This is a genomic window from Variovorax sp. J2L1-78 (assembly GCF_030317205.1).
Taxonomy (GTDB): domain Bacteria; phylum Pseudomonadota; class Gammaproteobacteria; order Burkholderiales; family Burkholderiaceae_C; genus Variovorax; species Variovorax arabinosiphilus.
The window spans coordinates 593,331-616,550 of record NZ_JASZYB010000003.1 but is presented as its reverse complement, the minus strand read 5'-3'; the positions used below and the strand labels follow the sequence as shown (position 1 = coordinate 616,550).

The window sequence follows — 23,220 nt, the reverse complement described above, 5'->3', positions numbered from 1 at the left end:
GGGGGCGGCGCAGCCCGCTTCAAGCGGCCTGGCGGCGCGGGCCCGAGGGCGTTGTTGTCGGTTCTGAAGGCCGGCGCGGACGAAAGACGTCGGGGTCATCATAAAAGCAAAGGCTCGTGTTCTCGGGCCACCAGCCGGGCACGCCGATCACCGGCAAGGGCACGAAAGGCTTGGTCGCCAGGTGCGTCGCCGACAGCGCGTCGGCCATGCATTCGTCGCGAGGGTAGATCGACTGGCTCGCGCCGGGGGCGAAGAGCACATGCGCCGTCAGGCCTTTGCGCGGCGTGGCCAGCTTCTCGAGCAGCGCATGGCCGAAAAGGAGGAGGTGCGCCTCGGCCCAGCGTGCGCGCTCGGTGACGAACAGGCGGTGCCAGTCGCGCGCGACCAGCGCCTCCCACAGCACGGGCGGCGCGTCGAGCACCGCGCCGTTCTCGTCGAACAGGGTCAGCGCGTCGCGCAACGGGCCGCGGCGGGCGCCGACGCCGTGCTGGTCGATCTCGGCAGCCTGCAGTTCGTTCAGGCGACGCTTGGCCTGCGGAAAGTGCAGCCACGCCAGGCCGTTGAAGAAGTCGTGCAGGTTGTCGCGCGTCGGCACCTCGCCGGTGCGGAAGATGTGCGCCTCGTAGGGCTCGCCGGGCGGCAGCGCGTCCTGCGCCACGAAGCGCACCGGGGGCGACAGGGTGGCCGCCTGCAGTGCGGCAGCGACGGTGTGGTGCCGCGCGTGGTGCTCGGCGGCCGCGCCGAGCGTCCGGCAGTGCGCCAGCCACGGGCGCGCCCAATCGACGCGCACCGTCGTCAAGCGTCGGAGGCACCCAGCCAGCGGATGCGGTCGGGCTGCTGCAGCACGGCGAACTCCGAGGTCAGCTTGTCGAACAGCTTGAGCGAGCTGCCGTGCTTGCCCAGCAGGCCGGCCGCGCGCAGCGCCTGCGCCGCGTCGTTCAGCGCCACGTCGTTGCCCTTGCGCAGGTTCGGGACCGCCTGCAGGATGAATTCGGCGGCCTCCGATACCACCGGCTCGCGTCGTGCCGGGGCCTTCACGGCCTTGGTGGTCTTGCGGGCTGTTTTCTTGGCGGCCGGGGCGGCGGCGGTTTTCTTCGCGGGCGCGGCCTTGGCGCGTGCCGTCTTGGCCGCTGCGGCTGGCGCCGCAGCGGTCTTGCGGGCCGGCGCAGGCGCGACCGGTGCGGCGCGGGCGCCGTGGTGCTCGAGGTCGATGAATTCGTCGTACACCGCCATCGTGTCCTCGCCGGTCTTGCCCTGCTGGCCGATGCCGCAGACCCGGCAGCCGGTCTCGCGCAGGCGGATCACCAGCGGCGCGAAGTCGGAGTCGGACGACACCAGCACCACCACGTCGGGCCGCTCGGTGATCGCCAGCGCCATCGCGTCGACGGCCAGCGCGATGTCGGTGCTGTTCTTGCCCGCCGAGAGGTTGACCATCGGCCGCACCGACAGCCGCTTGAACAGGCCCTGGTGCTTGAGCGCCGTCTCGGCGTTGCCGTAGGCGCGGCGCAGGTGCACGGCGCCATGCTCGATCAACGTGCGCTGCACGGCCTGCTCGATGACGTCGGCCGAGACGTTGTCGGCGTCGATCAGGAGCATGACCTTGGGGGTGGTGTTCATTGCAGTTTCCAGTTGAGCGTCTCGCCGCCGCCCAGGGGTTTGAGCGTCGCCTCGCCGTAGGGCACGGTCTCTGGCACGGTCCACGTCTCGCGCTTGAGCGTGATGGTGTCGGTGTTGCGCGGCAGGCCGTAGAAGTCGGCGCCGTGGAAGCTGGCGAAGCCTTCGAGCTTGTCGAGCGCACCCGCGTTGTCGAAGGCCTGGGCGTAGAGCTCGATCGCGTTCAGCGCGGTGTAGCAGCCGGCGCAGCCGAGCGCGTGTTCCTTCAGGTGGGCGGCGTGCGGCGCGCTGTCGGTGCCCATGAAGAAACGGTCGCTGCCGCTGGTGGCCGCCTCGACCAGCGCGACGCGGTGCGTCTCGCGCTTGAGCACCGGCAGGCAGTAGTAGTGTGGGCGGATGCCGCCGGTGAAGATCGCGTTGCGGTTGTAGAGCAGGTGGTGCGCGGTGATGGTGGCAGTGGTGAATTGGCCCGCGTCGCGCACGTAATGCGCGCCTTCCTTCGTGGTCAGGTGCTCGAAGACGATCTTCAGCTCCGGCATGTCGCGGCGCAGCGGGATCATCACGCGGTCGATGAAGACGGCCTCGCGGTCGAACAGGTCGATGGCCGGGTCGGTCACCTCGCCGTGCACCAGCAGCAGCAGGCCGTGCTTCTGCATGGCTTCGAGCGTGGCGTAGGTCTTGCGGATGTCGGTCACGCCGGCGTCGCTGTTGGTAGTGGCGCCGGCCGGGTACAGCTTGAGCGCCTTCACACCCGCATCGGCGGCGCGCGCGATCTCGTCGGCGGGCAGCTTGTCGGTGAGGTACAGCGACATCACGGGCTCGAAGCCGCGCTCCGCGGGCATCGCGGCCAGGATGCGCTCGCGGTAGGCCAGCGCCTGGTCGGCGGTGGTCACGGGCGGACGCAGGTTCGGCATGATCAGCGCGCGGCCCACCTGGCGGGCGGAATGCGGCACGACGGCTTCGAGGGCGGCGCCGTCGCGCACGTGCAGGTGCCAGTCGTCGGGGCGGGTGAGGGTCAGGGTGTCGGCGGGGCTTGTCTTCATGCCTGGCATTGTCTCTTGGGCGCACGACCGGCTGGCACGCAATGTGCACGCCCGACGGAATCGATAAACGATTCGTCGGTATACCCATACGCTATGGCCAGCAAGACGCCTGCTCGCACCGCACGCCGCCCCACGGCGTCGCCCTCACCGTCGGCCCGGTCGCCGGACCCGCTCTTCAACCAGTCGCTCGAGAAGGGCCTCGCCGTGCTGCGCGCCTTCGACGGTGCGCACCGCACGATGACGCTGGCCGAGCTGGCCGAGCGCACCGCCATGAGCAAAGGCTCGGCGCAGCGCACCGTGCACACGCTGCAGGTGCTCGGCTACGTGGGCAAGCATCCGCAGACGCGGCGCTTCCAGCTGCTGCCGCGCACCATCGAGCTGGGCTACAACTACATGGCGGCCAACGCGCTCATCCAGACGGCCAACCCGTACCTGGCGCAGCTCGCCAACGCCAGCGGCGAGACGGCCAGCGTGACCGAGCCGGTCGGCACCGAGATGGTCTACGTTGCACAGCTGGTGACCTCGAAGTTCATTCCCGTGCAGACGCCCGTGGGCATGCGCATTCCGATGTACTGCACCAGTTCGGGCCGCGCCTGGCTCAGCAGCCTGCCCGACGAACAGGTGCTGGCGCTGCTGCAGGCCTCGGACCGTACACCGCGCACGCCGGCCACGCTCACCGACGTGAAGGCCATCATGGCGCGCATCGTCGAATGCCGGCGCGTGGGCTACGCAACCAATGCCGAGGAACTGTTCCTCGGCGACATGGGCATCGGCGCACCCATCCTCAACCGCAAGGGCGAAGCGCTCGGCGCCGTGCATGTGTCGCCGCCCACCAGCCGGTGGACGCTCGAAGAAGCTCAGCGGAAGCTCGCGCCGATGGTGATCGAGTGCGCGCGCGCCATCTCGAGCGCCGTGGCGCACTGAAATCGCCCCTTTTTATCGTTTAAGCGTAGATAGATATCGATAAACGATTTTGCCAATGCGATTAGCTTTGGCATGTCACTTGCTTCGTCAACCGCTCACCCGCAACTCAAAGGTCGACCTCCCATGAAGTTCCATTCCTTGTCGCCGCTGCCCGCCCCACGCTTCGGCGCGCGCACCGGCGCCTTGCTGATCGCTGCCCTGTCGCTCGCGAGCACCGCCGCGCTCGCCCAGGAAAAGGTGATGCGCATCGCCATGACGGCCGGCGACATCCCGCGCACCTCGGGCCAGCCCGACCAGGGCTACGAGGGCAACCGCTTCACCGGCATCCCGATGTACGACAGCCTGACGCAGTGGGACCTGAGCTCGGCCACCAAGGCCAGCGTGGTGATCCCCGACCTGGCCGTGTCGTGGGCCGTCGACGAGAAGGACCGCACCAAGTGGATCTTCAAGCTGCGTCCCGGCGTCAAATTCCATGACGGTTCGCCCTTCAACGCCGATGCCGTGGTCTGGAACGTCGACAAGGTGCTGCGCAAGGACGCGCCGCAATTCGACCCGGCGCAGATCGGCGTGACCGCCTCGCGCATGCCCACGCTGCGCACCGCGCGCAAGATCGACGACCTGACCGTCGAGCTCACCACGTCCGAACCCGATTCGTTCCTGCCGATCAACCTCACCAACCTGTTCATGGCCTCGCCCGTGCACTGGGAAAAGAAGCTGGCCGCCGTGCCCCCGAGCGTGACCGGCACCGCCGAGCGCAGCAAGGCCGCCTGGACCGCCTTCGCGGCCGACGCCTCCGGCACCGGCCCGTTCAAGGCCTCGAAGTTCGTGCCGCGCGAACGCCTCGAGATCGTGAAGAACCCCGACTACTGGGACGCCAAGCGCCGCCCCAAGATCGACCGCGTCGTGATGCTGCCGCTGCCGGAGGCCTCCTCGCGCACCGCCGCGCTGCTGTCGGGCCAGGTCGACTGGATCGAGGCACCGTCGCCCGACGCGCTCGAGACCATCAAGGGCCGCGGCTTCAAGCTCTACCAGAACCTGCAGCCGCACCTGTGGCCGTGGCAGTTCTCGATGCTGCCGGACTCGCCCTTCGCCGACAAGAAGGTGCGCTACGCCGCCAACCTGTGCCTGAACCGCACGGCGCTCAAGGAACTGCTCGGCGGCCTGATGGTCGAGGCCACCGGCGTGGCCGAGCCCGGCAACCCGTGGCGCGGCAACCCCAGCTTCCAGATCAAGTACGACCCGGCCGCCGCCAAGAAGCTGATGACCGAAGCCGGCTACTCGGCCGCCAAGCCGGTCAAGGTGAAGGTGCAGACCTCCGCGTCGGGCTCGGGCCAGATGCAGCCGCTGCCGATGAACGAGTTCATCCAGCAGAGCCTGAAGGAATGCTTCTTCGACGTGCAGTTCGACGTGGTCGAATGGAACACGCTCTTCTCCAGCTGGCGCCTCGGCGCGAAGGACCCGGGCGCCCATGGCGCGCACGCCACCAACGTGAGCGCGGCGACGATGGACCCGTTCTTCGCGATGGTGCGCTTCGTGAGCACCAAGGCCTTCCCGCCGGTGTCGAACAACTGGGGCTACTTCAGCAACCCGGAAGTCGACGCCCTGGTCGACAAGGCCCGCACCACCTTCGACGACAAGCAACGCGACGTGGCCCTGGCCGCGCTGCAGGCGCGCATCATCGACGAGGCGCCGTTCCTCTTCGTGGCACACGACGTCGGTCCGCGCGCGCTGTCGCCGAAGATCAAGGGCGTGGTGCAGCCGCAAAGCTGGTTCATCGACCTGGCCACCATGTCGATGGATTGAACGGGGCTCGCCCCCAGGTCGCTGCGCACGTCGTGTCGCGACTCCCACCCCCTACCGGGGGCAACACCAGCGGCCCGGCAAAGCCGGTTCCGCGGTGTTCCTGGAATGAAGGCCGTCCCTTAGAGACGGCCTCTGAATAAAAAGCGCGCCCACATGATCAGTTATCTATTGCGCCGCATCGGCTACGCCCTGCCCATCATGCTGGGCGTGTCCTTCCTGTGCTTCATGCTGGTGCACATCGCGCCGGGCGACCCGCTGGTGTCGATCCTGCCGGCCGATGCCTCGGTCGATCTGCAGCAGCAGATGATGAAGCTCTATGGCTTCGACCGGCCCTGGCCCGTGCAGTTCGCGCAGTGGATCTGGCGCGCGCTGCACGGCGACCTGGGCACCTCCATCGCCACCGCGCGGCCGGTGACCCAGGAAGTCTTCAAGGCCGTGGGCAACACCTTCATGCTGGCCGCCCTGGCCACGCTGATCGGCTTCGCCTTCGGCTCGCTTTTCGGTTTCGTCGCCGGCTACTTCCGCAACTCGTGGATGGACCGTGCGGCCTCCTTCATCTCGGTGATCGGCGTGAGCCTGCCGCACTACTGGCTCGGCATGGTGCTGGTCATCATCTTCTCGGCCAAGCTCATGTGGCTGCCTGCCACCGGCGCCGGGCCCGACGGTTCGGGCCTGTGGAAGTGGGACGCGGAACACGTCAAGTACCTGATCCTGCCCGCGGTCACCATGTCGTTCATCCCCATGGGCATCGTCGCGCGCACGGTGCGCGCGCTGGTGGCCGACATCCTGTCGCAGGAGTTCGTGATCGGCCTGCGCGCCCGCGGGCTCGGCGACTTCGGCGTGTTCAAGCACGTGGTGAAGAACTGCGCACCGACCGCCCTGGCCGTGATGGGCCTGCAACTGGGCTACCTGCTGGGCGGCTCGATCCTGATCGAGACCGTGTTCTCGTGGCCGGGCACCGGCTTCCTGCTGAACCAGGCCATCTTCCAGCGCGACCTGCCGCTGCTGCAGGGAACAATCCTGGTGCTGGCGCTGTTCTTCGTCGGGCTGAACCTGATCGTCGACGTGCTGCAAACCATGTTCGACCCACGCATCGAAAGGGCCTGAACGATGTCCGCCACCCTCACCTCTGCCGCCGGCCCGGCGCCGTCGGCTCCCCTCCAGGCCGTGCGCTCGCGCAGCCACGGCGCCAACGTCATGCGCCGCCTGGTGCGCAACCCGGTCGCCATGACCGCCGCAGCCGTGATCCTGCTGCTGATCCTCGTGGCCATCTTCGCGCCATGGCTCATGCCGGCCGACCCCTTCGCCACCTCGATGTTCAAGCGGCTGCGGCCGGTGGGCACGCCGGACTATTTGCTGGGCACCGACGAATTGGGCCGCGACCTGCTGTCGCGCCTGATGCTCGGTGGGCGGCTGTCGCTCTTCATGGGCATCGCACCGGTGATCATGGCCTTCGTGATCGGCAGTGCGCTGGGCATCCTCGCGGGCTACGCGGGGGGCAAGGTCAACACGGTCATCATGCGTTGCATCGACGTGCTCTACGCTTTCCCGTCGGTGCTGCTGGCCATCGCGCTGTCGGGCGCACTGGGTGCGGGCATCACCAACGCACTGATTTCGCTGACGGTGGTGTTCGTGCCGCAGATCGCGCGCATCGCCGAGAGCGTGACCACGCAGGTGCGGCGCAGCGACTACGTCGATGCGGCCCGCGCGTCGGGCGCACCGGCCCTCACCATCGTGCGGCGGCATGTCTTCGGCAACGTGATCGGGCCGATCTTCGTGTACGCGACCAGCCTGATCTCGGTGTCGATGATCCTGGCCTCGGGCCTGTCCTTCCTGGGTCTGGGCGTGAAGCCGCCGCAGCCCGAGTGGGGCCTGATGCTCAACACGCTGCGCACCGCCATCTACAGCCAGCCGCTGATCGCCGCGCTGCCCGGCGTGCTGATCTTCGTCACCTCCGTGTCCTTCAACATGCTGGCCGACGGCCTGCGCACGGCGATGGAGGTGAAGCAATGAACGACATGACCACCACCACCGCGGCCGTCGACCCGCGCGACATCGGCGGTCCCCGCCAGCCGCTGATGCGCGTGCAGGCCCTGAAAAAACACTTCCCCCTCAAGCGCAGCGGCCTGGGCTTCGGCCCCAAGTCGGCAGTGCGCGCCGTCGATGGCGTGAGCTTCGAGATCCGCAAGGGCGAGACGCTCGGCGTGGTCGGCGAATCGGGCTGCGGCAAGTCGACCACCGCACGCCTCCTGATGCAGCTCATCGTGCAGGACAGCGGCGAACTGGTGTTCGACGGCGCCACCGTCGGCGCACGCGAGCTGCCGCTGCGCGACTTCCGCCGCCAGACGCAGATGGTGTTCCAGGACAGCTATTCGTCGCTCAATCCACGCATGACGATCGAGGACTCGGTCGCCTTCGGGCCGACGGTGCACGGCGTGTCGTCGCGCGATGCGCTCAACCGTGCGCACGACCTGCTCGCGCGTGTCGGCCTGGAGCCCGCGCGCTTCGCGGGGCGCTACCCGCACGAGCTGTCGGGCGGCCAGCGCCAGCGCGTGAACATCGCGCGCGCCCTGGCGCTCGAGCCGCGCCTGGTGATCCTCGACGAAGCCGTGTCGGCGCTCGACAAGTCGGTCGAGGCGCAGGTGCTCAACCTGCTCGAAGACCTCAAGCGCGACTTCGGCCTGACCTACCTCTTCATCAGCCACGACCTGCATGTGGTGCGGTACATGTCGGACCGCGTGCTGGTGATGTACCTCGGCCAGGTGGTCGAGGTGGGCACCGCGACGCAGGTGTTCGACGCGCCGCGCCACCCCTACACGCGCGCGCTGCTGCGCTCGATGCCCAGCGGCGACCCGATGCAGCGCACGACCGAGGCGCCGCTCTCGGGCGATCCGCCCAACCCGATCGACCCGCCCTCGGGCTGCCGCTTCCACACGCGCTGCGCCTTCGCGCAAGCGGTGTGCAGCCAGACGCAACCGGACTTCATCGAGACCGCCGCGGGCCACGGTGCGGCCTGCCTGCGCTGGCAGCCGGGCTCGGGCTACGTGCCGCCGCCCGATTTCCCGGACCTCGCCGACACACCCACGGAGGTGGCCCATGTCTGAGTTCGCGGTCGAACTGAAGGACCTGCGCGTCGAGTTCCACGCGCCGGGCAAGCGCATCGAGGCCGTCAACGGCGTCGACCTGCAACTGCGCCAGGGCGAGGTGGTGGCACTGATCGGCGAATCGGGCTCGGGCAAGAGCGTGACGCTGCGCACCGTGATGCGGCTGCACCCCGAGCGCAACACGCGCATCACCGGCACGCTCGCGGTCAACGGCAAGAACGTGCTCGGCATGAACCCGCGCACGCTGGCGGACCTGCGCGGCAAGGAGGTCGCGATGATCTTCCAGGAGCCGCTGCTGGCGCTCGACCCGGTCTACACGGTCGGCGCGCAGATCATCGAAGCCATCCGCCGCCACGAGGGCGTGAGCCAGGCCGACGCCCGCGCGCGCGCCCTGGCGCTGTTCGAGAAGGTGCGCATCCCGAGCCCCGAGCGGCGCCTCACGGCCTACCCGCACGAGATGTCCGGCGGCATGCGGCAGCGCGCGATGATCGCGCTGGCGCTGGCCTGCAACCCCAAGGTGCTGCTGGCCGACGAGCCCACGACCGCGCTCGACGCCACGGTGCAGATCCAGATCCTCCTGCTGCTGCGCGAGCTGCAGCGCGACCTCGGGCTGTCGGTGATCTTCGTGACGCACGACATCGGCGCGGCCGTCGAGGTGGCCGACCGCATCGCCGTGATGTATGCCGGGCGCATCGTCGAGGAAGGCACGGCGCGCGACCTGATCCTCGCGCCGCGCCACCCCTACACCATCGCACTGCTCAAGAGCCGCGCGCACGGCGCGATGACGCGCGGCACGCGGCTCGAGACCATCGGCGGCTCGCCGCCCGACCTGTCGGCGCTGCCGCCGGGCTGCGCCTTCGCCGCGCGCTGCACGCTGGCCACCGAGGCCTGCCGCGCGGCGCAGCCGCCGGCGGTGGAGGTGTCGCCGGGGCATCATGCGCGCTGCATCCGCACAGACGCTGCGGCCGCCATCGCACCCGTCTGATGAACCCCCCCCGAAGCGGCGCACTGCGTGTCGCCGCCTCCCCCTCAAGGGGGCGATACCAGCGGCCCGGCAAAGCCGGTTCCGCGGTATCCCCGGCACTTGGCCGCGCCGGTTTCGTCGGCTGCGCGCGGGTTGCAGCGCCATGAAAAACTGATATCGCCCGACTGAACATAGGATCTCCGACCATGCACCTGCACGACCCCGCCCACGCCTTCGTCCCCTACCCCAACGTGCCCGTGAAGAGCGCCGCCACCGGCCCGCTGGCCGACCTGCGCTTCGCTGCGAAGGACCTGTTCGACGTGGCCGGCTACCCGACCGGCGGCGGCAGCCCCTTCGTGCTGGCGATGTCGGGCATCAAGACGCAGACCGCGCCCGCGGTGCAGGCGCTGCTCGACGCCGGCGCGCATTTCGTCGGCAAGACCGTCACCGACGAGCTGGCCTTCTCGATGACCGGCAACAACGCGCACTTCGGCGCGCCGATCAACGGCGCCGCCAAGGACCGCATCACCGGGGGTTCGTCGTCGGGCTCGGCGTCGGCCGTGTCGTCCGGCCTGTGCGATTTTGCGCTGGGCAGCGACACCGGCGGCTCGGTGCGCGCACCGGCCAACCACTGCAAGCTCTACGGACTGCGCCCGACGCACGGCCGCATCAGCCTCGAACGGGTGCTCGACCTGGCGCCCAGCCTCGACACCTGCGGCTGGTTCGCACGCGACGTCGGCACCTTCGCGCGCGTGGCCGACGTGCTGTTGGGCACCGACCCGAAGCCGCTGCCCACGGCGGTGCGCCTGCTCTGGCCACAGGACGTGTGGGCGATGCTCAGCGCACCGGTGACAGAGGCGCTGGCGGCACCGGCGGACCGCATCCAGTCGGTGCTGGGCAAGGCGGCACCGGTCGCACAGATCGCGCTCGATTCGTGGGACGCGATGTACTGGAACTTCCGCTACATCCAGGGCCGCGAATCGTGGCTCACCGACGGCCCGATGATCGAGCGCTTCGCGCCGCCGCTGGGACCCGGCGTGGCCGAGCGCTTCGCCTGGTCGCGCGACGTGACCGATGCCCAGGTGAACACCGCGCGCACCTTCCGCATCGCCTTCCGCGAGAAGCTGTCGGCGCTGCTCGGCGACGACGGCGTGCTGCTGATGCCGACGATGCCCGACATCGCACCGCTGCGCAGCGCGGCCGAGAGCACGCTCGAGGATTACCGCAACGATTCGATCCGCATGCTGTGCGTGGCCGGGCTCAGCGGCTTCCCGCAACTGTCGATGCCGCTGGCAGATCGCGACGGCGCGCCGCTGGGCATCTCGCTGCTCGGCCCGGCGGGATCGGACCGCTCGCTGGTCGCGCTGGCGGAACGCATCGGCGATCGCTAGGAATTCTGCGGGTAGTTTTGCTTCATCGGCGGCAGGTCGAGCATCGCTTCGCCTGGCCCGGGGTGGGCCGCCTCGGTGACGGGATCGTGGTCGAGCAGCACGGCATCGAAGTCTGTCGATGCGAAGCTCGCCGGCACATGGATGCCCTGCGCGTCCTTGGTCACCAGCCCGCGGCTCTCCATGTCCTTCATGGTCTTGTTGACCATCTCGCGCGAGATGCCCGAGTACGACGCGATGATGGTCTGGGTGATGCGCTTGTCGTAGCCGCCGCGCTCGGCCGGCGCCCATTGCGTCAGTTCGTGCAGCACGCGCCCCACGATCTTCGTGGCGGAGGAGGTCGTCACCCGGCGCAGTTGCGTGCGCAGCATGCCGATGCGCCGGGCCTCGAGTTCGAGCAGGCCCAGCGCCAGCCCGGGATATTTCGTGCACAGGGCGCGCAGGTGCTTCACGGGCGCCGCATAGATGACGCAAGGCAGCGCCGCGACGAGGGTCGCGGGACACTCGAACGTGTCCCCGGCCCACGACGGCGGCAGGAAGAAATCGCTGCGCTGGATGAAGTCGGTCGTCACCTCCTCGCTGCTCTCGCGGCTGTGCCGGGCGACGCGAAGCAGGCCGGTGGCAACGCAATACACCTGCTGGCACGGTTCACCCGCCGCCCTTACCAACTGGTTCCGCTTGTAGGTGAGCAGTTCGGTCGCATCCCGGAGTGCATCGCGATCTGCCTGCGACAGTGGCGTGAAAAGGGGATGAAGGTACATGGGCTCTCCGGTCAGGCTGGTGTCGGACTCCCTTTCGCTTCGGCTTGCGCTCGACGAGGGTAGCAGCCGCCGCCCCCGTGGGTCATGGGTGCGGCGGCGTTCGTGGGTGCCGACGTCGGCAGGGCCGCCCGCGGACCGCCCAGGTAGTAGCCCTGCATCCACCGTGCACCGGCGCGCAGCGCGACACCCAGGTCCTCGGCCCGGTCCACGCCCTCCACGACCGTGCAGGGTGCGAGGTTGGCGCAGAGCGCCAGCGCGTGCTTCAGGCTGTCGAAGCCGAACTGGCTTTCGCCGGCCCGCCGGATGAACTGCGCTTCCAGTTTCACGATGTCGGGCTTGCACGCCTGCAGCACGCCCAGGCTGGCCGCGCTCGCGGCGAAGTGGTCGATCGCGATCCGGCATCCGCAGACGGCCAGCCTGCGGCAGAAGTCGCGCATCGCCTCCGCGTCCTGCCACTGCGCGCCGGCCCAGCCGACCTCGACCACCAGGCGGCGTGCCACCTGCGGCTCCTGCGCGAGGGCATGAAACGCCGTGGCCCACCAATGGTCCAGCCGCGCGCTGTTCGCGGAGATGTTCAGGCTCATGCCGGCCTCGGGGCTGCGACGCAGGGCATCGAGAATCTGGTTCGCCGCCATGCGGTCGAGTTCGCGCGTCAGCTGGAGCCTTTCCAGGCAGGGCAGGACGCTGCCGAGCGCGACTGGCGCGTCGGATCGGCCGGGGGCTGGAAGAAGGTGCACGCAGCCTTCGCGATAGAGCGTGTCGGCCGACGCATACGCGTCGATGACCGGCTGCCAGCGCATCTGCATGCGGCCGGCCCGTGCGGCCTCGAGCACCGCCACCGCCGTCTCCATGTCCGCACGGTAGCGGGCGCGCCAGTTCTTGGACGGGAGCTCCTGGAAGTCGGGGGCAGGCTGCGCCGCCCACAGCACCAGGTCGGTCTCGGCGGCGTCCATGGTGCGCGGATCGGGGACGTCGATCCAGCCGACGTGGAGCCGCGCCAGCGCGGCCATCGCCTGGAAGCGGACCGCCTCGCCGGCGACGGCACACAGCAACTGCTCGAGGTCCGCGTTCATCGGCGACGCATCGGTGGAGGCGAGGGGCAGCGTGCCGCGCTCGGACCAGATGAGGAAGCAGTCGTCGCGCAGCGTCAACACCCGGTCGCCGGCCCTTGCGCCGACGAAGGCGATCAGCCGGCGCGCCACCTCGCGGCTGGTCGCGGCGGCGAACTCGGCGCCGAAGGCTTCGTCCAGGTGCGGGAGGTTGCCGATGAAGACGAAGGCGCAGGTCTGCCGGCGCGACAGCGTGCGGCCCCAACCGTCCGGGCGCCGGTGCGCGCGCGCCGGGGCGGCCGCGCTGCGCCGGAGCCGATCGCACGCCGCGGCCGTCCACGGCCACAGGCTGCGCAGCGGCCGCCCCAGGGCGCGCAGGAAGGCATCGACCGAGGCCGGCGGCGCCGGTACCTCCGTCAATGTCTCGAGTGAACAGGTCTGCATCACATCATCCCTTGTGTGGTGTTGTCGTCGCAGGCCCATGGTAGGAACTCGTCGACCGCGACGCATCGCCGTTCTTGGGCACTTTGTGGGGCGGATCACAAACCGATCCATCTATGCCGTGATGCGACCGGCCAGCACGGCCGGCGGAGCGCGGCTAAGGAAACCCCCGATGGAGCCGGGGGCCGTATTGACTACGATCCGCGCACCCCGGGCGCCGGGCTGCGTACTCCCGGCATCCGCGTCGGCGGCGCTCCTACGTTCCACACAGCACCGATGTCCACCCCTCCCGAGTCCGGCCCCACGCTGGACGCCGCCAGCCCCCTCCCCCCGCAGATCGAAGCCGCCGACGAACCGGCCCAGGTGCCACTGGCCATCGAGGACTGGGCCACGGTGATCATCATGGGCCTGCTGGCCTGCATCACCTTCGCCAACGTGCTGGTGCGCTACTTCACCGACTCGTCCTTCGCCTGGACCGAGGAGTTCTCGGTCTTCCTGATGATCCTGCTGGCCATGGTCGCCGGCTCGGCCGCGGTGGCGCGCGACCGGCACATCCGCATCGAGTACTTCTCCGAGAGCGGCTCGATGGCGCGGCGCAAGCGCCTGTCGCAGTTCGGCGCGGTGCTGGTGGCGGCCCTCTTCTTTCTGATCGCCGGGCTCAGCGTGCGCATGGTGTGGGACGACTACCGCTTCGACGAGACCTCGCCGGGCATCGGGGTGCCGGCCTGGTGGTATTCGATCTGGCTGCCGGTCGTGTCGACCGCGATCGCGCTGCGGGCCGTCGGGCTCTTCATCCGCCGTGGCCGCCGCGACGACCGAGGCGCCGAATGATCGCGACGCTGCTGTTCGTCGCCTTCGTCGTGCTGATGCTGGTCGGCGTGCCGATCGGCGCGGCGCTGGGCCTGGCCGGCGCGGCCTGCATCGCGCTCGCCAACGCCGATGCGCAATGGTTCGGGCTCCTGGCCGTGCCGCAGAACTTCTATGCGGGCCTGGGCAAGTACCCGCTGCTGGCGATCCCGATGTTCGTGCTGGTCGGCTCGATCTTCGACCGCTCCGGCGTCGCGCTGCGGCTGGTCAACTTCGCGGTGGCCATCGTCGGCCGCGGGCCGGGCATGCTGCCGATGGTCGCCATCCTGGTGGCGATGTTCCTCGGCGGCATCTCGGGTTCGGGCCCGGCGAATGCGGCCGCGGTGGGCGCCGTGATGATCGCGGCGATGTCCCGCGCCGGCTACCCGCCCGCCTTCTCGGCCAGCGTGGTCGGCGCGGCAGCGGCCACCGACATCCTGATCCCGCCCTCGGTCGCCTTCATCGTGTACTCGGTGCTGGTGCCGGGCGCGTCGGTGCCGGCATTGTTCGCCGCCGGCATGATCCCGGGCATCCTGGCCGGCTTGGCCCTCATCATTCCGGCCGTATGGATGGCGCGCAAGCACAAGATGGGCGCGCTCGAGGCCAGCATGCCGCGGCCGGCGTTCTGGAAGAGCTTCCGCGAAGCCACCTGGGGCCTGGCCGCGCCGGTGCTGATCCTCGGCGGCATGCGCGCGGGCTGGTTCACGCCGACCGAGGCGGCGGTGGTCGCGGTGTTCTACGGGCTCTTCGTGGGCATGGTGATCTACCGGACGATCCAGGTGCGCGACCTCTTCGTCATCCTGCGCGAGGCGGGCGAGCTGTCGGCCGTGATCCTGCTGGTGGTGTCGCTCGCGGGCATCTTCGCCTACTCGCTGTCGACGCTTGGCGTGATCGACCCGGTGGCCAAGGCCATCACCAACTCGGGCCTGGGCGAATACGGCGTGCTGGCGCTGCTGATCGTCATGCTGATCACCGTGGGCATGTTCCTCGACGGCGTGTCGATCTTCCTGATCTTCGTGCCGCTGCTCTGGCCCATCGTGCAGTTCTACAAATGGGATCCGGTCTGGTTCGGCGTGATCCTCACGCTGAAGGTGGCGCTGGGCCAGTTCACGCCGCCGCTGGCCGTCAACCTGATGGTGTCGTGCCGCATCGCCAACGTGCGCATGGAAGAGACCGTGCGCTGGGTCGGGTGGATGCTGTTCGCGATGTTCCTGGTGATGGTCGCCGTCATCGCGTGGCCGCAGTTGGCGCTGTGGCTGCCGAACAAGCTGGGGTATTGAGATGCAGCCGAGCAGCCAGTGGTTGGGGCGGGATCACGCCGACGGCGTACTCTGCTCCGCGAATGTCCCCCGGCCTGCGGCCTCCTCCTTTATTTCGCTGCGCAGAGCACACCATCGACGCGATCCGGACGCGCCGGTGGTGATCGCCGGCGGCAGCCTGCCCACAACGTGCCCACGTGCGCAGGGTATCGGGTGCTCCCCGCAGCGAAATAAAGGAGGAGCCGCAGGCGGGGGACATTCGCGAAGGGGAGTACCCGGTGGCCTGCGCACGCGCCCCCAAATGTTCAACGTGTAGTTCGTGTTCGAAAACAAATAGGAGACTTACATGAAATTCCGCCGCACCCTGCTCGGCCTCGCGCTGGCAGCAACCGCCCTTGGCTTCACCACCGGCGCCATGGCGCAGGCCGCCTACAAGGCCGAATACAAGATGTCCCTCGTGCTCGGCCCGCCGACGCCCTGGGGCCAGGCCGGGAAGATCTGGGCCGACCTCGTGAAGGAGCGCACCCAGGGCCGCATCAACATCAAGCTGTACCCGGGCGTGTCGCTCATCCAGGGTGACCAGACACGCGAGTTCAGCGCGCTGCGCCAGGGCGTGATCGACATGGCCGTGGGTTCGACCATCAACTGGTCGCCGCAGGTCAAGCAGCTCAACCTGTTCTCGATGCCCTTCCTGATGCCCGACTACGCCGCCATCGATGCGCTCACGCAGGGCGAGGTCGGCAAGGAATTGTTCGGCGTGATCGACAAGGCCGGCGTCGTGCCGCTCGCCTGGGGCGAGAACGGCTACCGCGAGATCACCAATTCGAAGCGCGCCATCAAGTCGCCCGACGACTTGAAAGGCATGAAGATCCGCGTGGTCGGTTCGCCGCTCTTCGCCGACCTCTTCACCGCGCTCGGCGCCAACCCGACGCAGATGAGCTGGGCCGACGCGCAGCCTGCGCTGGCGAGCGGCGCGGTCGACGGGCAGGAGAACCCGCTGTTCCTCTTCACCGTGTTGAAGATGCAGAACGTCGGCCAGAAGTTCGTGACCACCTGGGGCTACGTCGCCGACCCGCTGATCTTCGTGGTCAACAAGGAGATCTGGGCCTCGTGGACGCCCGCCGACCAGGCCATCGTGAAGCAGGCCGCCATCGACGCCGGCAAGCAGGAGATCGCCATCGCGCGCAAGGGCTTGGTCGAGGCCGACAAGCCGGTGCTCAAGGACATCGCCGGCATGGGCGTGACCGTGACGCAGCTGTCGCCGGCCGAACGCGAAGCCTTCGTGAAGGCCACGCGCGCGGTCTACGCGAAGTGGAAGCCGACGGTGGGCAACGCGCTGGTCGAGAAGGCCGAGAAGGCGATCGCGGCGCGCAAGTAGCCCGGCGCCCTATCAGACGTTGTCGCCGCCCGACTGCACGAACGAATAGCGGCGCAGGTCGGTGCGGAGAATCCAGCCGCGTCGCGCCCAGAAGCGCTGTCCTGTCTCGTTCGTGGCGAGCACGTCGATGTGGCTCTTCAGGATGCCGATCGCTTCGAGTCCGGCCAGGCAGGCCTCGATGAGTGCCGAGGCCACGCCGCGCTCTCGGTAGGCCGGCACCACCAGCAGATGCTGCAGGTAGCCGCGGCGGCCGTCGTGGCCGGACATGATGCAGCCGACCAGCGCGGCGCCGTCTTCGGCGACGAAGCTCAGGCCCGGGTTGCGCAGCAGGTAGCGCTGGATCGCCTCCCTCGAATCGGCCTCGCGCACCGACACGCCGGGCGTCTGGTGCATCAAGGCGATCACGCCGTCGTAGTCGGCCATCGTCATGGGCCGGAGGGTGGGTGGGTTCATGGCTTCTTCCTCGAGGCGCTCGCGCCGGGTCGATCTACAGCAGGTGTTCGCCGCTGGCTTCCGGCTGGTAGGCGATGGCGGCGATCTGCAGCTGCCCGCCCGAGCCGTCGGGCGCCACCCAGTTCGCGACGTCGCCCACCCGCAGCCCGAGCAGCGCGGTGCCGACCGGCGACAGGACCGAGATGCAGCCGGTGGCCGGATCGGCGTCCGACGGGTAGCTCAGCGTCAGCGTGCGCCGCTGGCGCTCACCCGCGGGCTCGACGACCTGCACGCGCGAGCGCATCGTAACGACGTCGGCCCCGATCTCGCTGGGCGCGACGAGTTCGGCGTTGTCGAGCACGCTCTGGATGGCACTGGCCGGCAGGCCATCGGCGTACTTGGCGAGCCGGGCGTGGTCGAGTTCGGTGAGGGTGCGCGTGGCAAGCACGGCGATGGAATCGGGGGTCATGGGGAACGCTCCTGGAAAAGACGAGCGCCGGGACAGCGGGTGCCCGGTGATCCAGTGGCGCGAGGAAAAGGAGGAAAGGGATCGCCGGGCTCAGGAACGTGCAGCAGCACGTCGACCCGGCATGCGGCGAAGCTCCGCGCGCTGGCGCATCGCAGACCGGCTTGCGAGAAGCCGCTCCGCGAGAACGCAGACGTGGGAGGACGCGAAAGAGCGCATGGCACCATGGTAGGCCGGTCTGGCGCCGTCGGCACGCATACACCTGCGGACCATGCGGGTTCGCCAAAAACAAAGCCCCGCAGGGCGGGGCTTGTGGTTCGGGGTGCAGCGGGTCAGTGCTGCAGGATCTTGTTCAGGAAATCCTTGGTGCGCGGCTGGCGGTTTTCCGGATGGCTGAAGAACTCGTCCTTCGGGCAGTCTTCCAGGATGCGGCCGCCGACGTCGATGAAGATCACGCGGCTCGCGACCTTGCGGGCGAAGGCCATCTCGTGCGTCACGACCATCATGGTCATGCCTTCCTTGGCCAATGCCACCATCACGTCGAGCACTTCGCCGACCATTTCCGGGTCGAGCGCCGAGGTGGGCTCGTCGAACAGCATGACGATGGGGTCCATCGACAGCGCACGGGCGATCGCCACGCGCTGCTGCTGGCCGCCGGACAGCTGACCGGGGAACTTGTCCTTGTGCGCCATCAGGCCCACACGGTCGAGCATCTTCAGGCCACGGGTCTTGGCCTCGTCCGCGCTGCGACCCAGCACCTTGATCTGCGCGATCGTGAGGTTCTCGGTCACCGACAGGTGCGGGAACAGCTCGAAGTGCTGGAACACCATGCCGACCTTGGAGCGCAGCTTGGGCAGGTTGGTCTTCGGGTCGTGCAGCGGGATGCCGTTGACCGTGATCTCGCCCTTCTGGAAAGGCTCGAGCGCGTTCACCGTCTTGATGAGCGTCGATTTGCCCGAGCCCGAGGGGCCGCAGACCACGACGACGTCGCCCTTGGCGATGTTCACCGAGCAGTCGTTGAGCACCTGGACCGGGCCATACCACTTGGAAACATTTTTGATTTGAATCATGTTTTCGGACATTTTTTCTCTCCGGTCAGCGAATGATGGCGATCTTCTTGTGCAGGCGCTTCACGAAATAGGACAGCGTGTAGCACATCACGAAATAGACGACGGCGGCCAAGAGGTAGGCCTCGATCGGGCGGCCGTAGTTCTTGCCGGCGGTTTCCAGACCCTTCAGCAGGTCGTAGGCGCCGATGGCGTAGACCAGGGAGGTGTCCTGAAACAGGATGATGGTCTGCGTGAGCAGCACCGGCAGCATGTTGCGGAAGGCCTGCGGCAGGATCACCAGCTTCATGTTCTGGCCGTAGGTCATGCCCACCGCCATGCCAGCGAAGACCTGGCCGCGCGGGATCGACTGGATGCCCGCCCGCATGATCTCGCTGAAGTAGGCCGCCTCGAAGGCGATGAAGGTGATCACCGCGGAGCCCTCGGCACCGATCGGCCGGCCGATGACGAAGGGCACCAGCAGGAAGAAGCCCAGGATCACCATCACCAGCGGGATGCTGCGCATGCCGTTGACGTAGATGGCCGCGGGCGCATCGAGCCACTTCTTGCCCGACAGCCGCATCAGCGCGAGGATCGTGCCGAAGACGATGCCGCCGAGCGTGGCGACCACCGTCAGGATGACGCTGAAGTACAGGCCGTTCAGGACGAACTTGCTGATGACGTCCCAGTTGTAGAACGAAAAATCGAGAGCGGTCATGTCAGTGTCCTCCGCCACCGCTGGCCGAGACGATGAAGCCCGGCACGCGTGTCTTCTTCTCGATGAACGCCATCACGCGGTTGATCGCGAAGGCCGAGACGATGTAGAGCGCCGTGACCGCGAGGAACATCTCGATGGGTCGCGACGTTTCTTCGCTCGACTGGATGAAGAACATCGTGAGTTCGCTCACCGACACGGCGAAGGCGACCGACGAGTTCTTGAAGATGTTCATGGTCTCGCTGGTGAGCGGCGGAATGATGATCCGGTAGGCCATCGGCAGGATCACGTAGCGGTAGTACTGGAAGGTGGTGAAGCCCACCGCCATGCCGGCGTAGCGCTGGCCCTTGGGCAGCGCCTGGATGCCGGAGCGCACCTGCTCGGCGATCCGCGCCGAGGTGAAGAAGCCCAGTGCCAGCACCACCAGCACGAAACTCGGCACGCCCTTCATCACGGGAATCAGCGCCGGGATGACGTGGTACCAGAGGAAGATCTGCACCAGCAGCGGAATGTTGCGGAACAGTTCGACCCAGGCATTGCCCAGGCGCGTCAGCCATGGGCTGTCGGGCAACGTGCGGATGATGCCGATCAGCGAGCCGAGCACCAGCGCCACGATCAGCGCCAGCAGTGCCACCGACAGCGTCCAGCCCCAGGCCGAAAGCATCCATTGCCAATAGGTCGGGAATTTCCCGCCCGGGTCTTGCATGAAGACCTGCCAATCCCAGTTCGATCCCATCGGGTTTCTCCTTCTCGTCGACTGTTGTTATGCCGTTGTCGGGCCGATCGCGAAAACAAACGCCCGCCGGAAGTGGCGGGCGTTGGCGTCATGACCGGCGTTGAATTACTTCTTGGCCGCGTAGTCTTCCATCGGCTTGTCGTTCGGGTTCGCCCAGGCGTCCTTGGTCGCGTCCGACAGGGCCAGGCCGATCTTCACGTTGGCTGGCGGGATCGGTTGCAGGAACCACTTGTCCCACAGCTTGTTCAGTTCACCCGACTTGATCTGCGCCTTGATGCTGTCGTCCACGGCCTTCTTGAAGGCCGGGTCGTCCTTGCGGATCATGATGGCGATCGGCTCGACGCTCAGGACTTCGCCGACGATCTTGTAGTCGGCCGGCGACTTGGACTTGGCGATGTTCGAGGCCAGGATGGAACCGTCCATCACGAAGGCGTCGGCACGGCCCGATTCGAGCAGCAGGAAGCTGTCGGAGTGGTCCTTGCCGTACAGCTCCTTGAAGTCGATGCCGCCAGCGCGTTCGTTCTTGCGCAGCGTCTGCACCGAGGTGGTGCCGGTGGTCGTCGCCACGGTCTTGCCGTTCAGATCCTTGATGCTGGTGATGCCCGAGTTCGCCTTGACTGCAATGCGCACTTCTTCCACGTAGGTCGTGACGGCGAAGGCCACGTCCTTCTGGCGGGTCGCGTTGTTGGTGGTCGAGCCGCACTCGATGTCGACGGTGCCGTTCTGCACCAGCGGAATGCGGTTCTGCGAGGTCACCGGCTGGTACTTGGTCTCGAGCTTCTTGCCCGCCGCCTTTTCCAGGTCCTTGATGATGTTCGCGCAGATGTCGTAATGGAAGCCGGTGTACTGGCCATTGCCCAGGGTGTACGACAGGCCCGACGACTCGCGAACGCCTTCGGTGATGACGCCCGAGGCCTTGATCTTGGCCAGGGTGTCGTTGGCTTGCGCGAATGCGCCGCCGGCGGCGAGTGCCAGGATCGACAGTGCCAGTACTTGCTTTTTCATACGGAAAACTCCTGAGTTGACTGATGGGGACATGACGAAATTCTAGGCATTCACGTTGGAAGAACCACCCGTGCCAACCCGGTGCATCGCGCACCACGACGTGGATTCTCTCTCGGGAAACGGACGCTTTGTACTGGTGCGCGCCGTCGTGCTTTCGTCATTCGGAATCTATTAAGCAGCCTTTGTGCCCGAAGACCTCGCAACCGATGCCGGATACGTTGGTTCTCATGCAACCGCGTCATACCGACCGCGGCGCGTGACTTATTTCACACCTCACGTCACGCGACAGGCTGCGTCTCGACCAGGTAGGCCCAGAGCGCGTCGACCGAGCGCTTGCTCTGCAGCGCATCGCCGCTCGCCTTGCCGGCGCGCCCGGTGCCCTTGGCCGCCGTCGCCGCCGGTGCCGTGGGGCGTTCGCGGTAGGCGCGGATCTCCATCGTGGCCTCGAGGCTGTCGATTTCCGGTGGCAGCGCGCTCACCAGCCTGCGCGCCTTCACTTCCTTGCGCACCGCGCTCTGCGGCAGGAAGGCGATGCCGTGCCCCTCGAGCGCCATCGCCTTGAGGCTTTCGGACATGTCGGTTTCGTAGACGCGGTCGAGGTGGATCGCCGTGCCCGAATCCTTGATCAGCTGGTCGACCACGCCGCTCAGGTACGCGCCCGGCGCATAGCCCAGGTACGGCAGCGGCTGGCCGGGGCGCCCGGGCAGCCGGTAGCGCGGCGCGCCCTCGGCGTCGGGCTTGACCCACGGCGCCACCACCTCGTGGCCCAGCAGCACCATCTCGTAGCGGTTGGTGTCCAGTTGCAGCGGCTGCGACGGATGCTGGTAGGCGATCAGCACGTCGCAGCTGCCCTCGACCAGCCGATGCACGGCGTCGTGCACGTTGAGCGCGATGAGCCGGCTCTTGAGCGGGCCGAAGTGTTCGCGCAGCGTGGTCGCCCAGGCCGGGAAGAAGGTGAAGGCCAGCGTGTGCGGCACCGCGAACTCGATCACGTCGTGCGCCGCCGCCGAGTGGCCGCGCAGCATCGCGCGGGTGCTCTGCAGGCCCTGCAGCATCTCGATGGCCTGGCTGTAGAGCGTCTGGCCCGCCGGCGTCAGCCGCGTCGGGTACGACGATCGGTCGACCAGGTCGGTGCCGGCCCACCCCTCCAGCGCCTGGATGCGGCGCGAGAAAGCCGGCTGCGTGACGTGGCGCAACTGGGCGGAGCGGCTGAAGCTGCGGGTTTCAGCCAGGCTGACGAAGTCTTCGAGCCACTTGGTTTCCATGGGGCCGGATTATGGGACCGGCGACACCACGCCGCGCCCCGAGAAATGGCCGTCCGCATTGGCGAGGAAGCGGTCGAAGGAGGCCTGCGTCGCCTCCGGCGACCAGCCCGCGACGTGCGGCGTGATGATGAGGTTGTCCAGGCTCACCAGCGATTCCGGGCGCGCCGGCTCGCTTTCGTACACGTCGAGCCCTGCACCGGCGATGCGGCCCTCGCGCAACGCCGCCGCAAGCGCCTCGGTGTCGACCACGCTCCCGCGCCCGATGTTCACCAGAAAGCCCTGCGGCCCGAGCGCGTCGAGCACGCGGGTGCTGACCAGATGCCGGGTCGCGGGGCCGCCCGGCGCGGCACACAGCAGCACATCGCTCCAGGTGGCCAGCGCTTCGACGCTGTCGAAGTAGCGGTGCGGCGAGCCCGCCTTCGGCTGCCGGTTGTGGTAGCCGATGGGCATGTCGAAGCCGGCGGCGCGCCGCGCGATCTTCTCGCCGATGGCGCCCATCCCGAGGATGCCCAGCCGTTTGCCCGAGACGTTCGGCGGTTGCGGAATCGACAGGCGCCAGACGCCCTCGCGGCACAGCCGGTCGAGCCGGTGGAATCCGCGCACCGCGGCGATCAGGAGCCCGAAGGCGTGGTCCGCCACGCAATCGTCGTTGGTGCCCTGGCCGTTGGCCACCACGATGCCGCGCGCGCGGGCCGCCGCGAGGTCGACCATCTCGTAGCCGGCACCGAGGCAGCAGATCAGCTCCAGGGCCGGCATCGCCGCCATCTCGGCGGCGCTCACGCCATGCACGCCGATCGTCAGCACCGCCCGGAACGTCGAACCCCGGCTGGCGATCGCCGCCGCACGGGCCGCGGCGTCATCGGGGGCGTAGGTCATGTCGAAGCGCTCGGCCAGCACGGCCTGGTGTTCGCTGGAGAGATGGTGAATCACCAGCAGCGGAATCTTGTCGGACATTCGTCTTTCCTGAGAACGTTGAAAAAA

Annotated in this window: 23 protein-coding genes; 10 read left to right on the top strand and 13 right to left on the bottom strand. The window is 68.1% G+C overall.

The features are described 5' to 3' along the window. Window positions 1–19: 19 nt before the first annotated feature. The 3 genes from QTH86_RS21390 to pyrC are packed head-to-tail and all read right to left on the bottom strand — an operon-like array spanning window position 20 to window position 2,657. Complete coding sequence (locus tag QTH86_RS21390; RefSeq protein ID WP_286648165.1) at window positions 20–799, bottom strand: DUF3025 domain-containing protein; 780 nt, start codon at window positions 797–799, stop codon at window positions 20–22. After that, the gene (locus QTH86_RS21385) at window positions 796–1,617 is read right to left on the bottom strand and encodes an NYN domain-containing protein (protein WP_286648164.1); all 822 of its coding nucleotides are present in this window, start codon (window positions 1,615–1,617) and stop codon (window positions 796–798) included. Before QTH86_RS21385 ends, QTH86_RS21390 begins: the two co-directional genes overlap by 4 nt. Continuing rightward, window positions 1,614–2,657 (bottom strand): dihydroorotase, encoded by a 1,044-nt coding sequence (gene pyrC / locus QTH86_RS21380; protein ID WP_286648163.1) that lies wholly within the window; start codon window positions 2,655–2,657, stop codon window positions 1,614–1,616. Before pyrC ends, QTH86_RS21385 begins: the two co-directional genes overlap by 4 nt. A 93-nt stretch (window positions 2,658–2,750) precedes the next feature. Between pyrC and QTH86_RS21375 the strand changes: the two genes are divergently transcribed. The 7 genes from QTH86_RS21375 to QTH86_RS21345 all read left to right on the top strand — a co-directional run bounded on the left by QTH86_RS21375 (window position 2,751) and on the right by QTH86_RS21345 (window position 10,843). Beyond that, window positions 2,751–3,581, top strand: a complete 831-nt coding sequence (locus QTH86_RS21375; protein WP_286648162.1) for an IclR family transcriptional regulator — start codon at window positions 2,751–2,753, stop codon at window positions 3,579–3,581. A gap of 123 nt (window positions 3,582–3,704) precedes the next feature. Next, entirely contained in the window at window positions 3,705–5,384 is a 1,680-nt protein-coding gene (locus QTH86_RS21370) for an ABC transporter substrate-binding protein (protein ID WP_286648161.1), read from the top strand. A gap of 153 nt (window positions 5,385–5,537) precedes the next feature. Further along, window positions 5,538–6,491, top strand: coding sequence for an ABC transporter permease (locus QTH86_RS21365; RefSeq protein ID WP_286648160.1), 954 nt, complete (start codon window positions 5,538–5,540; stop codon window positions 6,489–6,491). A 3-nt stretch (window positions 6,492–6,494) separates the two neighbouring features. Further along, entirely contained in the window at window positions 6,495–7,397 is a 903-nt protein-coding gene (locus QTH86_RS21360) for an ABC transporter permease (RefSeq protein WP_286648159.1), read from the top strand. Next, the gene (locus tag QTH86_RS21355; RefSeq protein ID WP_444814015.1) at window positions 7,394–8,488 is read left to right on the top strand and encodes an ABC transporter ATP-binding protein; all 1,095 of its coding nucleotides are present in this window, start codon (window positions 7,394–7,396) and stop codon (window positions 8,486–8,488) included. Before QTH86_RS21360 ends, QTH86_RS21355 begins: the two co-directional genes overlap by 4 nt. Then, entirely contained in the window at window positions 8,481–9,473 is a 993-nt protein-coding gene (locus QTH86_RS21350) for an ABC transporter ATP-binding protein (RefSeq protein ID WP_286648157.1), read from the top strand. The genes QTH86_RS21355 and QTH86_RS21350 overlap by 8 nt, the downstream gene beginning before the upstream one ends. Before the next feature lie 185 nt (window positions 9,474–9,658). Then, entirely contained in the window at window positions 9,659–10,843 is a 1,185-nt protein-coding gene (locus QTH86_RS21345) for an amidase (protein WP_286648156.1), read from the top strand. On the opposite strand, the gene QTH86_RS21340 is transcribed toward QTH86_RS21345, so the two are convergent. Together QTH86_RS21340 and QTH86_RS21335 are read right to left on the bottom strand one after the other, a co-directional pair. Then, complete coding sequence (locus QTH86_RS21340; RefSeq protein ID WP_286648155.1) at window positions 10,840–11,601, bottom strand: Crp/Fnr family transcriptional regulator; 762 nt, start codon at window positions 11,599–11,601, stop codon at window positions 10,840–10,842. The genes QTH86_RS21345 and QTH86_RS21340 overlap by 4 nt on opposite strands. 11 nt (window positions 11,602–11,612) lie before the next feature. After that, entirely contained in the window at window positions 11,613–13,094 is a 1,482-nt protein-coding gene (locus tag QTH86_RS21335; RefSeq protein ID WP_286648154.1) for an EAL domain-containing protein, read from the bottom strand. 273 nt (window positions 13,095–13,367) lie between these two features. On the opposite strand from QTH86_RS21335, the gene QTH86_RS21330 reads away from it, so the two are divergent. From QTH86_RS21330 to QTH86_RS21320, 3 genes are all read left to right on the top strand, one after another. Beyond that, window positions 13,368–13,922 (top strand): TRAP transporter small permease, encoded by a 555-nt coding sequence (locus QTH86_RS21330; RefSeq protein WP_286648153.1) that lies wholly within the window; start codon window positions 13,368–13,370, stop codon window positions 13,920–13,922. Beyond that, the gene (locus QTH86_RS21325; RefSeq protein WP_286648152.1) at window positions 13,919–15,217 is read left to right on the top strand and encodes a TRAP transporter large permease; all 1,299 of its coding nucleotides are present in this window, start codon (window positions 13,919–13,921) and stop codon (window positions 15,215–15,217) included. Before QTH86_RS21330 ends, QTH86_RS21325 begins: the two co-directional genes overlap by 4 nt. Window positions 15,218–15,542: 325 nt before the next feature. Next, the gene (locus QTH86_RS21320; RefSeq protein WP_286648151.1) at window positions 15,543–16,574 is read left to right on the top strand and encodes a DctP family TRAP transporter solute-binding subunit; all 1,032 of its coding nucleotides are present in this window, start codon (window positions 15,543–15,545) and stop codon (window positions 16,572–16,574) included. Between the two features lie 12 nt (window positions 16,575–16,586). On the opposite strand, the gene QTH86_RS21315 is transcribed toward QTH86_RS21320, so the two are convergent. The 8 genes from QTH86_RS21315 to QTH86_RS21280 form a co-directional block, all read right to left on the bottom strand. Next, the gene (locus tag QTH86_RS21315) at window positions 16,587–17,027 is read right to left on the bottom strand and encodes a GNAT family N-acetyltransferase (RefSeq protein WP_286648150.1); all 441 of its coding nucleotides are present in this window, start codon (window positions 17,025–17,027) and stop codon (window positions 16,587–16,589) included. Window positions 17,028–17,061: 34 nt separating this feature from the next. After that, window positions 17,062–17,475: a GreA/GreB family elongation factor gene (locus QTH86_RS21310; RefSeq protein WP_286648149.1), complete on the bottom strand. Its 414-nt coding sequence runs from the start codon at window positions 17,473–17,475 to the stop codon at window positions 17,062–17,064. A gap of 329 nt (window positions 17,476–17,804) precedes the next feature. Then, the gene (locus tag QTH86_RS21305) at window positions 17,805–18,542 is read right to left on the bottom strand and encodes an amino acid ABC transporter ATP-binding protein (RefSeq protein WP_286648148.1); all 738 of its coding nucleotides are present in this window, start codon (window positions 18,540–18,542) and stop codon (window positions 17,805–17,807) included. A gap of 25 nt (window positions 18,543–18,567) precedes the next feature. Further along, complete coding sequence (locus tag QTH86_RS21300) at window positions 18,568–19,236, bottom strand: amino acid ABC transporter permease (protein WP_286648147.1); 669 nt, start codon at window positions 19,234–19,236, stop codon at window positions 18,568–18,570. 1 nt (window position 19,237) lies between these two features. Further along, a complete protein-coding gene (locus tag QTH86_RS21295) occupies window positions 19,238–19,969 on the bottom strand; it encodes an amino acid ABC transporter permease (protein WP_444814013.1) in 732 nt (243 codons plus the stop codon). A gap of 105 nt (window positions 19,970–20,074) precedes the next feature. Beyond that, the gene (locus tag QTH86_RS21290) at window positions 20,075–20,974 is read right to left on the bottom strand and encodes an amino acid ABC transporter substrate-binding protein (RefSeq protein ID WP_286648146.1); all 900 of its coding nucleotides are present in this window, start codon (window positions 20,972–20,974) and stop codon (window positions 20,075–20,077) included. A 278-nt stretch (window positions 20,975–21,252) separates the two neighbouring features. Further along, window positions 21,253–22,239, bottom strand: coding sequence for a LysR substrate-binding domain-containing protein (locus tag QTH86_RS21285; protein WP_286648145.1), 987 nt, complete (start codon window positions 22,237–22,239; stop codon window positions 21,253–21,255). 9 nt (window positions 22,240–22,248) lie between these two features. Then, entirely contained in the window at window positions 22,249–23,193 is a 945-nt protein-coding gene (locus tag QTH86_RS21280) for a 2-hydroxyacid dehydrogenase (protein WP_286648144.1), read from the bottom strand. Window positions 23,194–23,220: the final 27 nt, after the last annotated feature.

Excerpts from the sequence above, each read along its gene's own strand:
- QTH86_RS21385 (WP_286648164.1), bottom strand. The coding sequence starts at position 1,617 with ATGAACACCACCCCCAAGGTCATGCTCCTGATCGACGCCGACAACGTC.
- pyrC (WP_286648163.1), bottom strand. The coding sequence starts at position 2,657 with ATGAAGACAAGCCCCGCCGACACCCTGACCCTCACCCGCCCCGACGAC.
- QTH86_RS21375 (WP_286648162.1), top strand. The coding sequence starts at position 2,751 with ATGGCCAGCAAGACGCCTGCTCGCACCGCACGCCGCCCCACGGCGTCG.
- QTH86_RS21370 (WP_286648161.1), top strand. The coding sequence starts at position 3,705 with ATGAAGTTCCATTCCTTGTCGCCGCTGCCCGCCCCACGCTTCGGCGCG.
- QTH86_RS21365 (WP_286648160.1), top strand. The coding sequence starts at position 5,538 with ATGATCAGTTATCTATTGCGCCGCATCGGCTACGCCCTGCCCATCATG.
- QTH86_RS21360 (WP_286648159.1), top strand. The coding sequence starts at position 6,495 with ATGTCCGCCACCCTCACCTCTGCCGCCGGCCCGGCGCCGTCGGCTCCC.
- QTH86_RS21355 (WP_444814015.1), top strand. The coding sequence starts at position 7,394 with ATGAACGACATGACCACCACCACCGCGGCCGTCGACCCGCGCGACATC.
- QTH86_RS21350 (WP_286648157.1), top strand. The coding sequence starts at position 8,481 with ATGTCTGAGTTCGCGGTCGAACTGAAGGACCTGCGCGTCGAGTTCCAC.
- QTH86_RS21345 (WP_286648156.1), top strand. The coding sequence starts at position 9,659 with ATGCACCTGCACGACCCCGCCCACGCCTTCGTCCCCTACCCCAACGTG.
- QTH86_RS21340 (WP_286648155.1), bottom strand. The coding sequence starts at position 11,601 with ATGTACCTTCATCCCCTTTTCACGCCACTGTCGCAGGCAGATCGCGAT.
- QTH86_RS21335 (WP_286648154.1), bottom strand. The coding sequence starts at position 13,094 with ATGCAGACCTGTTCACTCGAGACATTGACGGAGGTACCGGCGCCGCCG.
- QTH86_RS21330 (WP_286648153.1), top strand. The coding sequence starts at position 13,368 with ATGTCCACCCCTCCCGAGTCCGGCCCCACGCTGGACGCCGCCAGCCCC.
- QTH86_RS21325 (WP_286648152.1), top strand. The coding sequence starts at position 13,919 with ATGATCGCGACGCTGCTGTTCGTCGCCTTCGTCGTGCTGATGCTGGTC.
- QTH86_RS21320 (WP_286648151.1), top strand. The coding sequence starts at position 15,543 with ATGAAATTCCGCCGCACCCTGCTCGGCCTCGCGCTGGCAGCAACCGCC.
- QTH86_RS21315 (WP_286648150.1), bottom strand. The coding sequence starts at position 17,027 with ATGAACCCACCCACCCTCCGGCCCATGACGATGGCCGACTACGACGGC.
- QTH86_RS21310 (WP_286648149.1), bottom strand. The coding sequence starts at position 17,475 with ATGACCCCCGATTCCATCGCCGTGCTTGCCACGCGCACCCTCACCGAA.
- QTH86_RS21305 (WP_286648148.1), bottom strand. The coding sequence starts at position 18,542 with ATGATTCAAATCAAAAATGTTTCCAAGTGGTATGGCCCGGTCCAGGTG.
- QTH86_RS21300 (WP_286648147.1), bottom strand. The coding sequence starts at position 19,236 with ATGACCGCTCTCGATTTTTCGTTCTACAACTGGGACGTCATCAGCAAG.
- QTH86_RS21295 (WP_444814013.1), bottom strand. The coding sequence starts at position 19,969 with ATGGGATCGAACTGGGATTGGCAGGTCTTCATGCAAGACCCGGGCGGG.
- QTH86_RS21290 (WP_286648146.1), bottom strand. The coding sequence starts at position 20,974 with ATGAAAAAGCAAGTACTGGCACTGTCGATCCTGGCACTCGCCGCCGGC.
- QTH86_RS21285 (WP_286648145.1), bottom strand. The coding sequence starts at position 22,239 with ATGGAAACCAAGTGGCTCGAAGACTTCGTCAGCCTGGCTGAAACCCGC.
- QTH86_RS21280 (WP_286648144.1), bottom strand. The coding sequence starts at position 23,193 with ATGTCCGACAAGATTCCGCTGCTGGTGATTCACCATCTCTCCAGCGAA.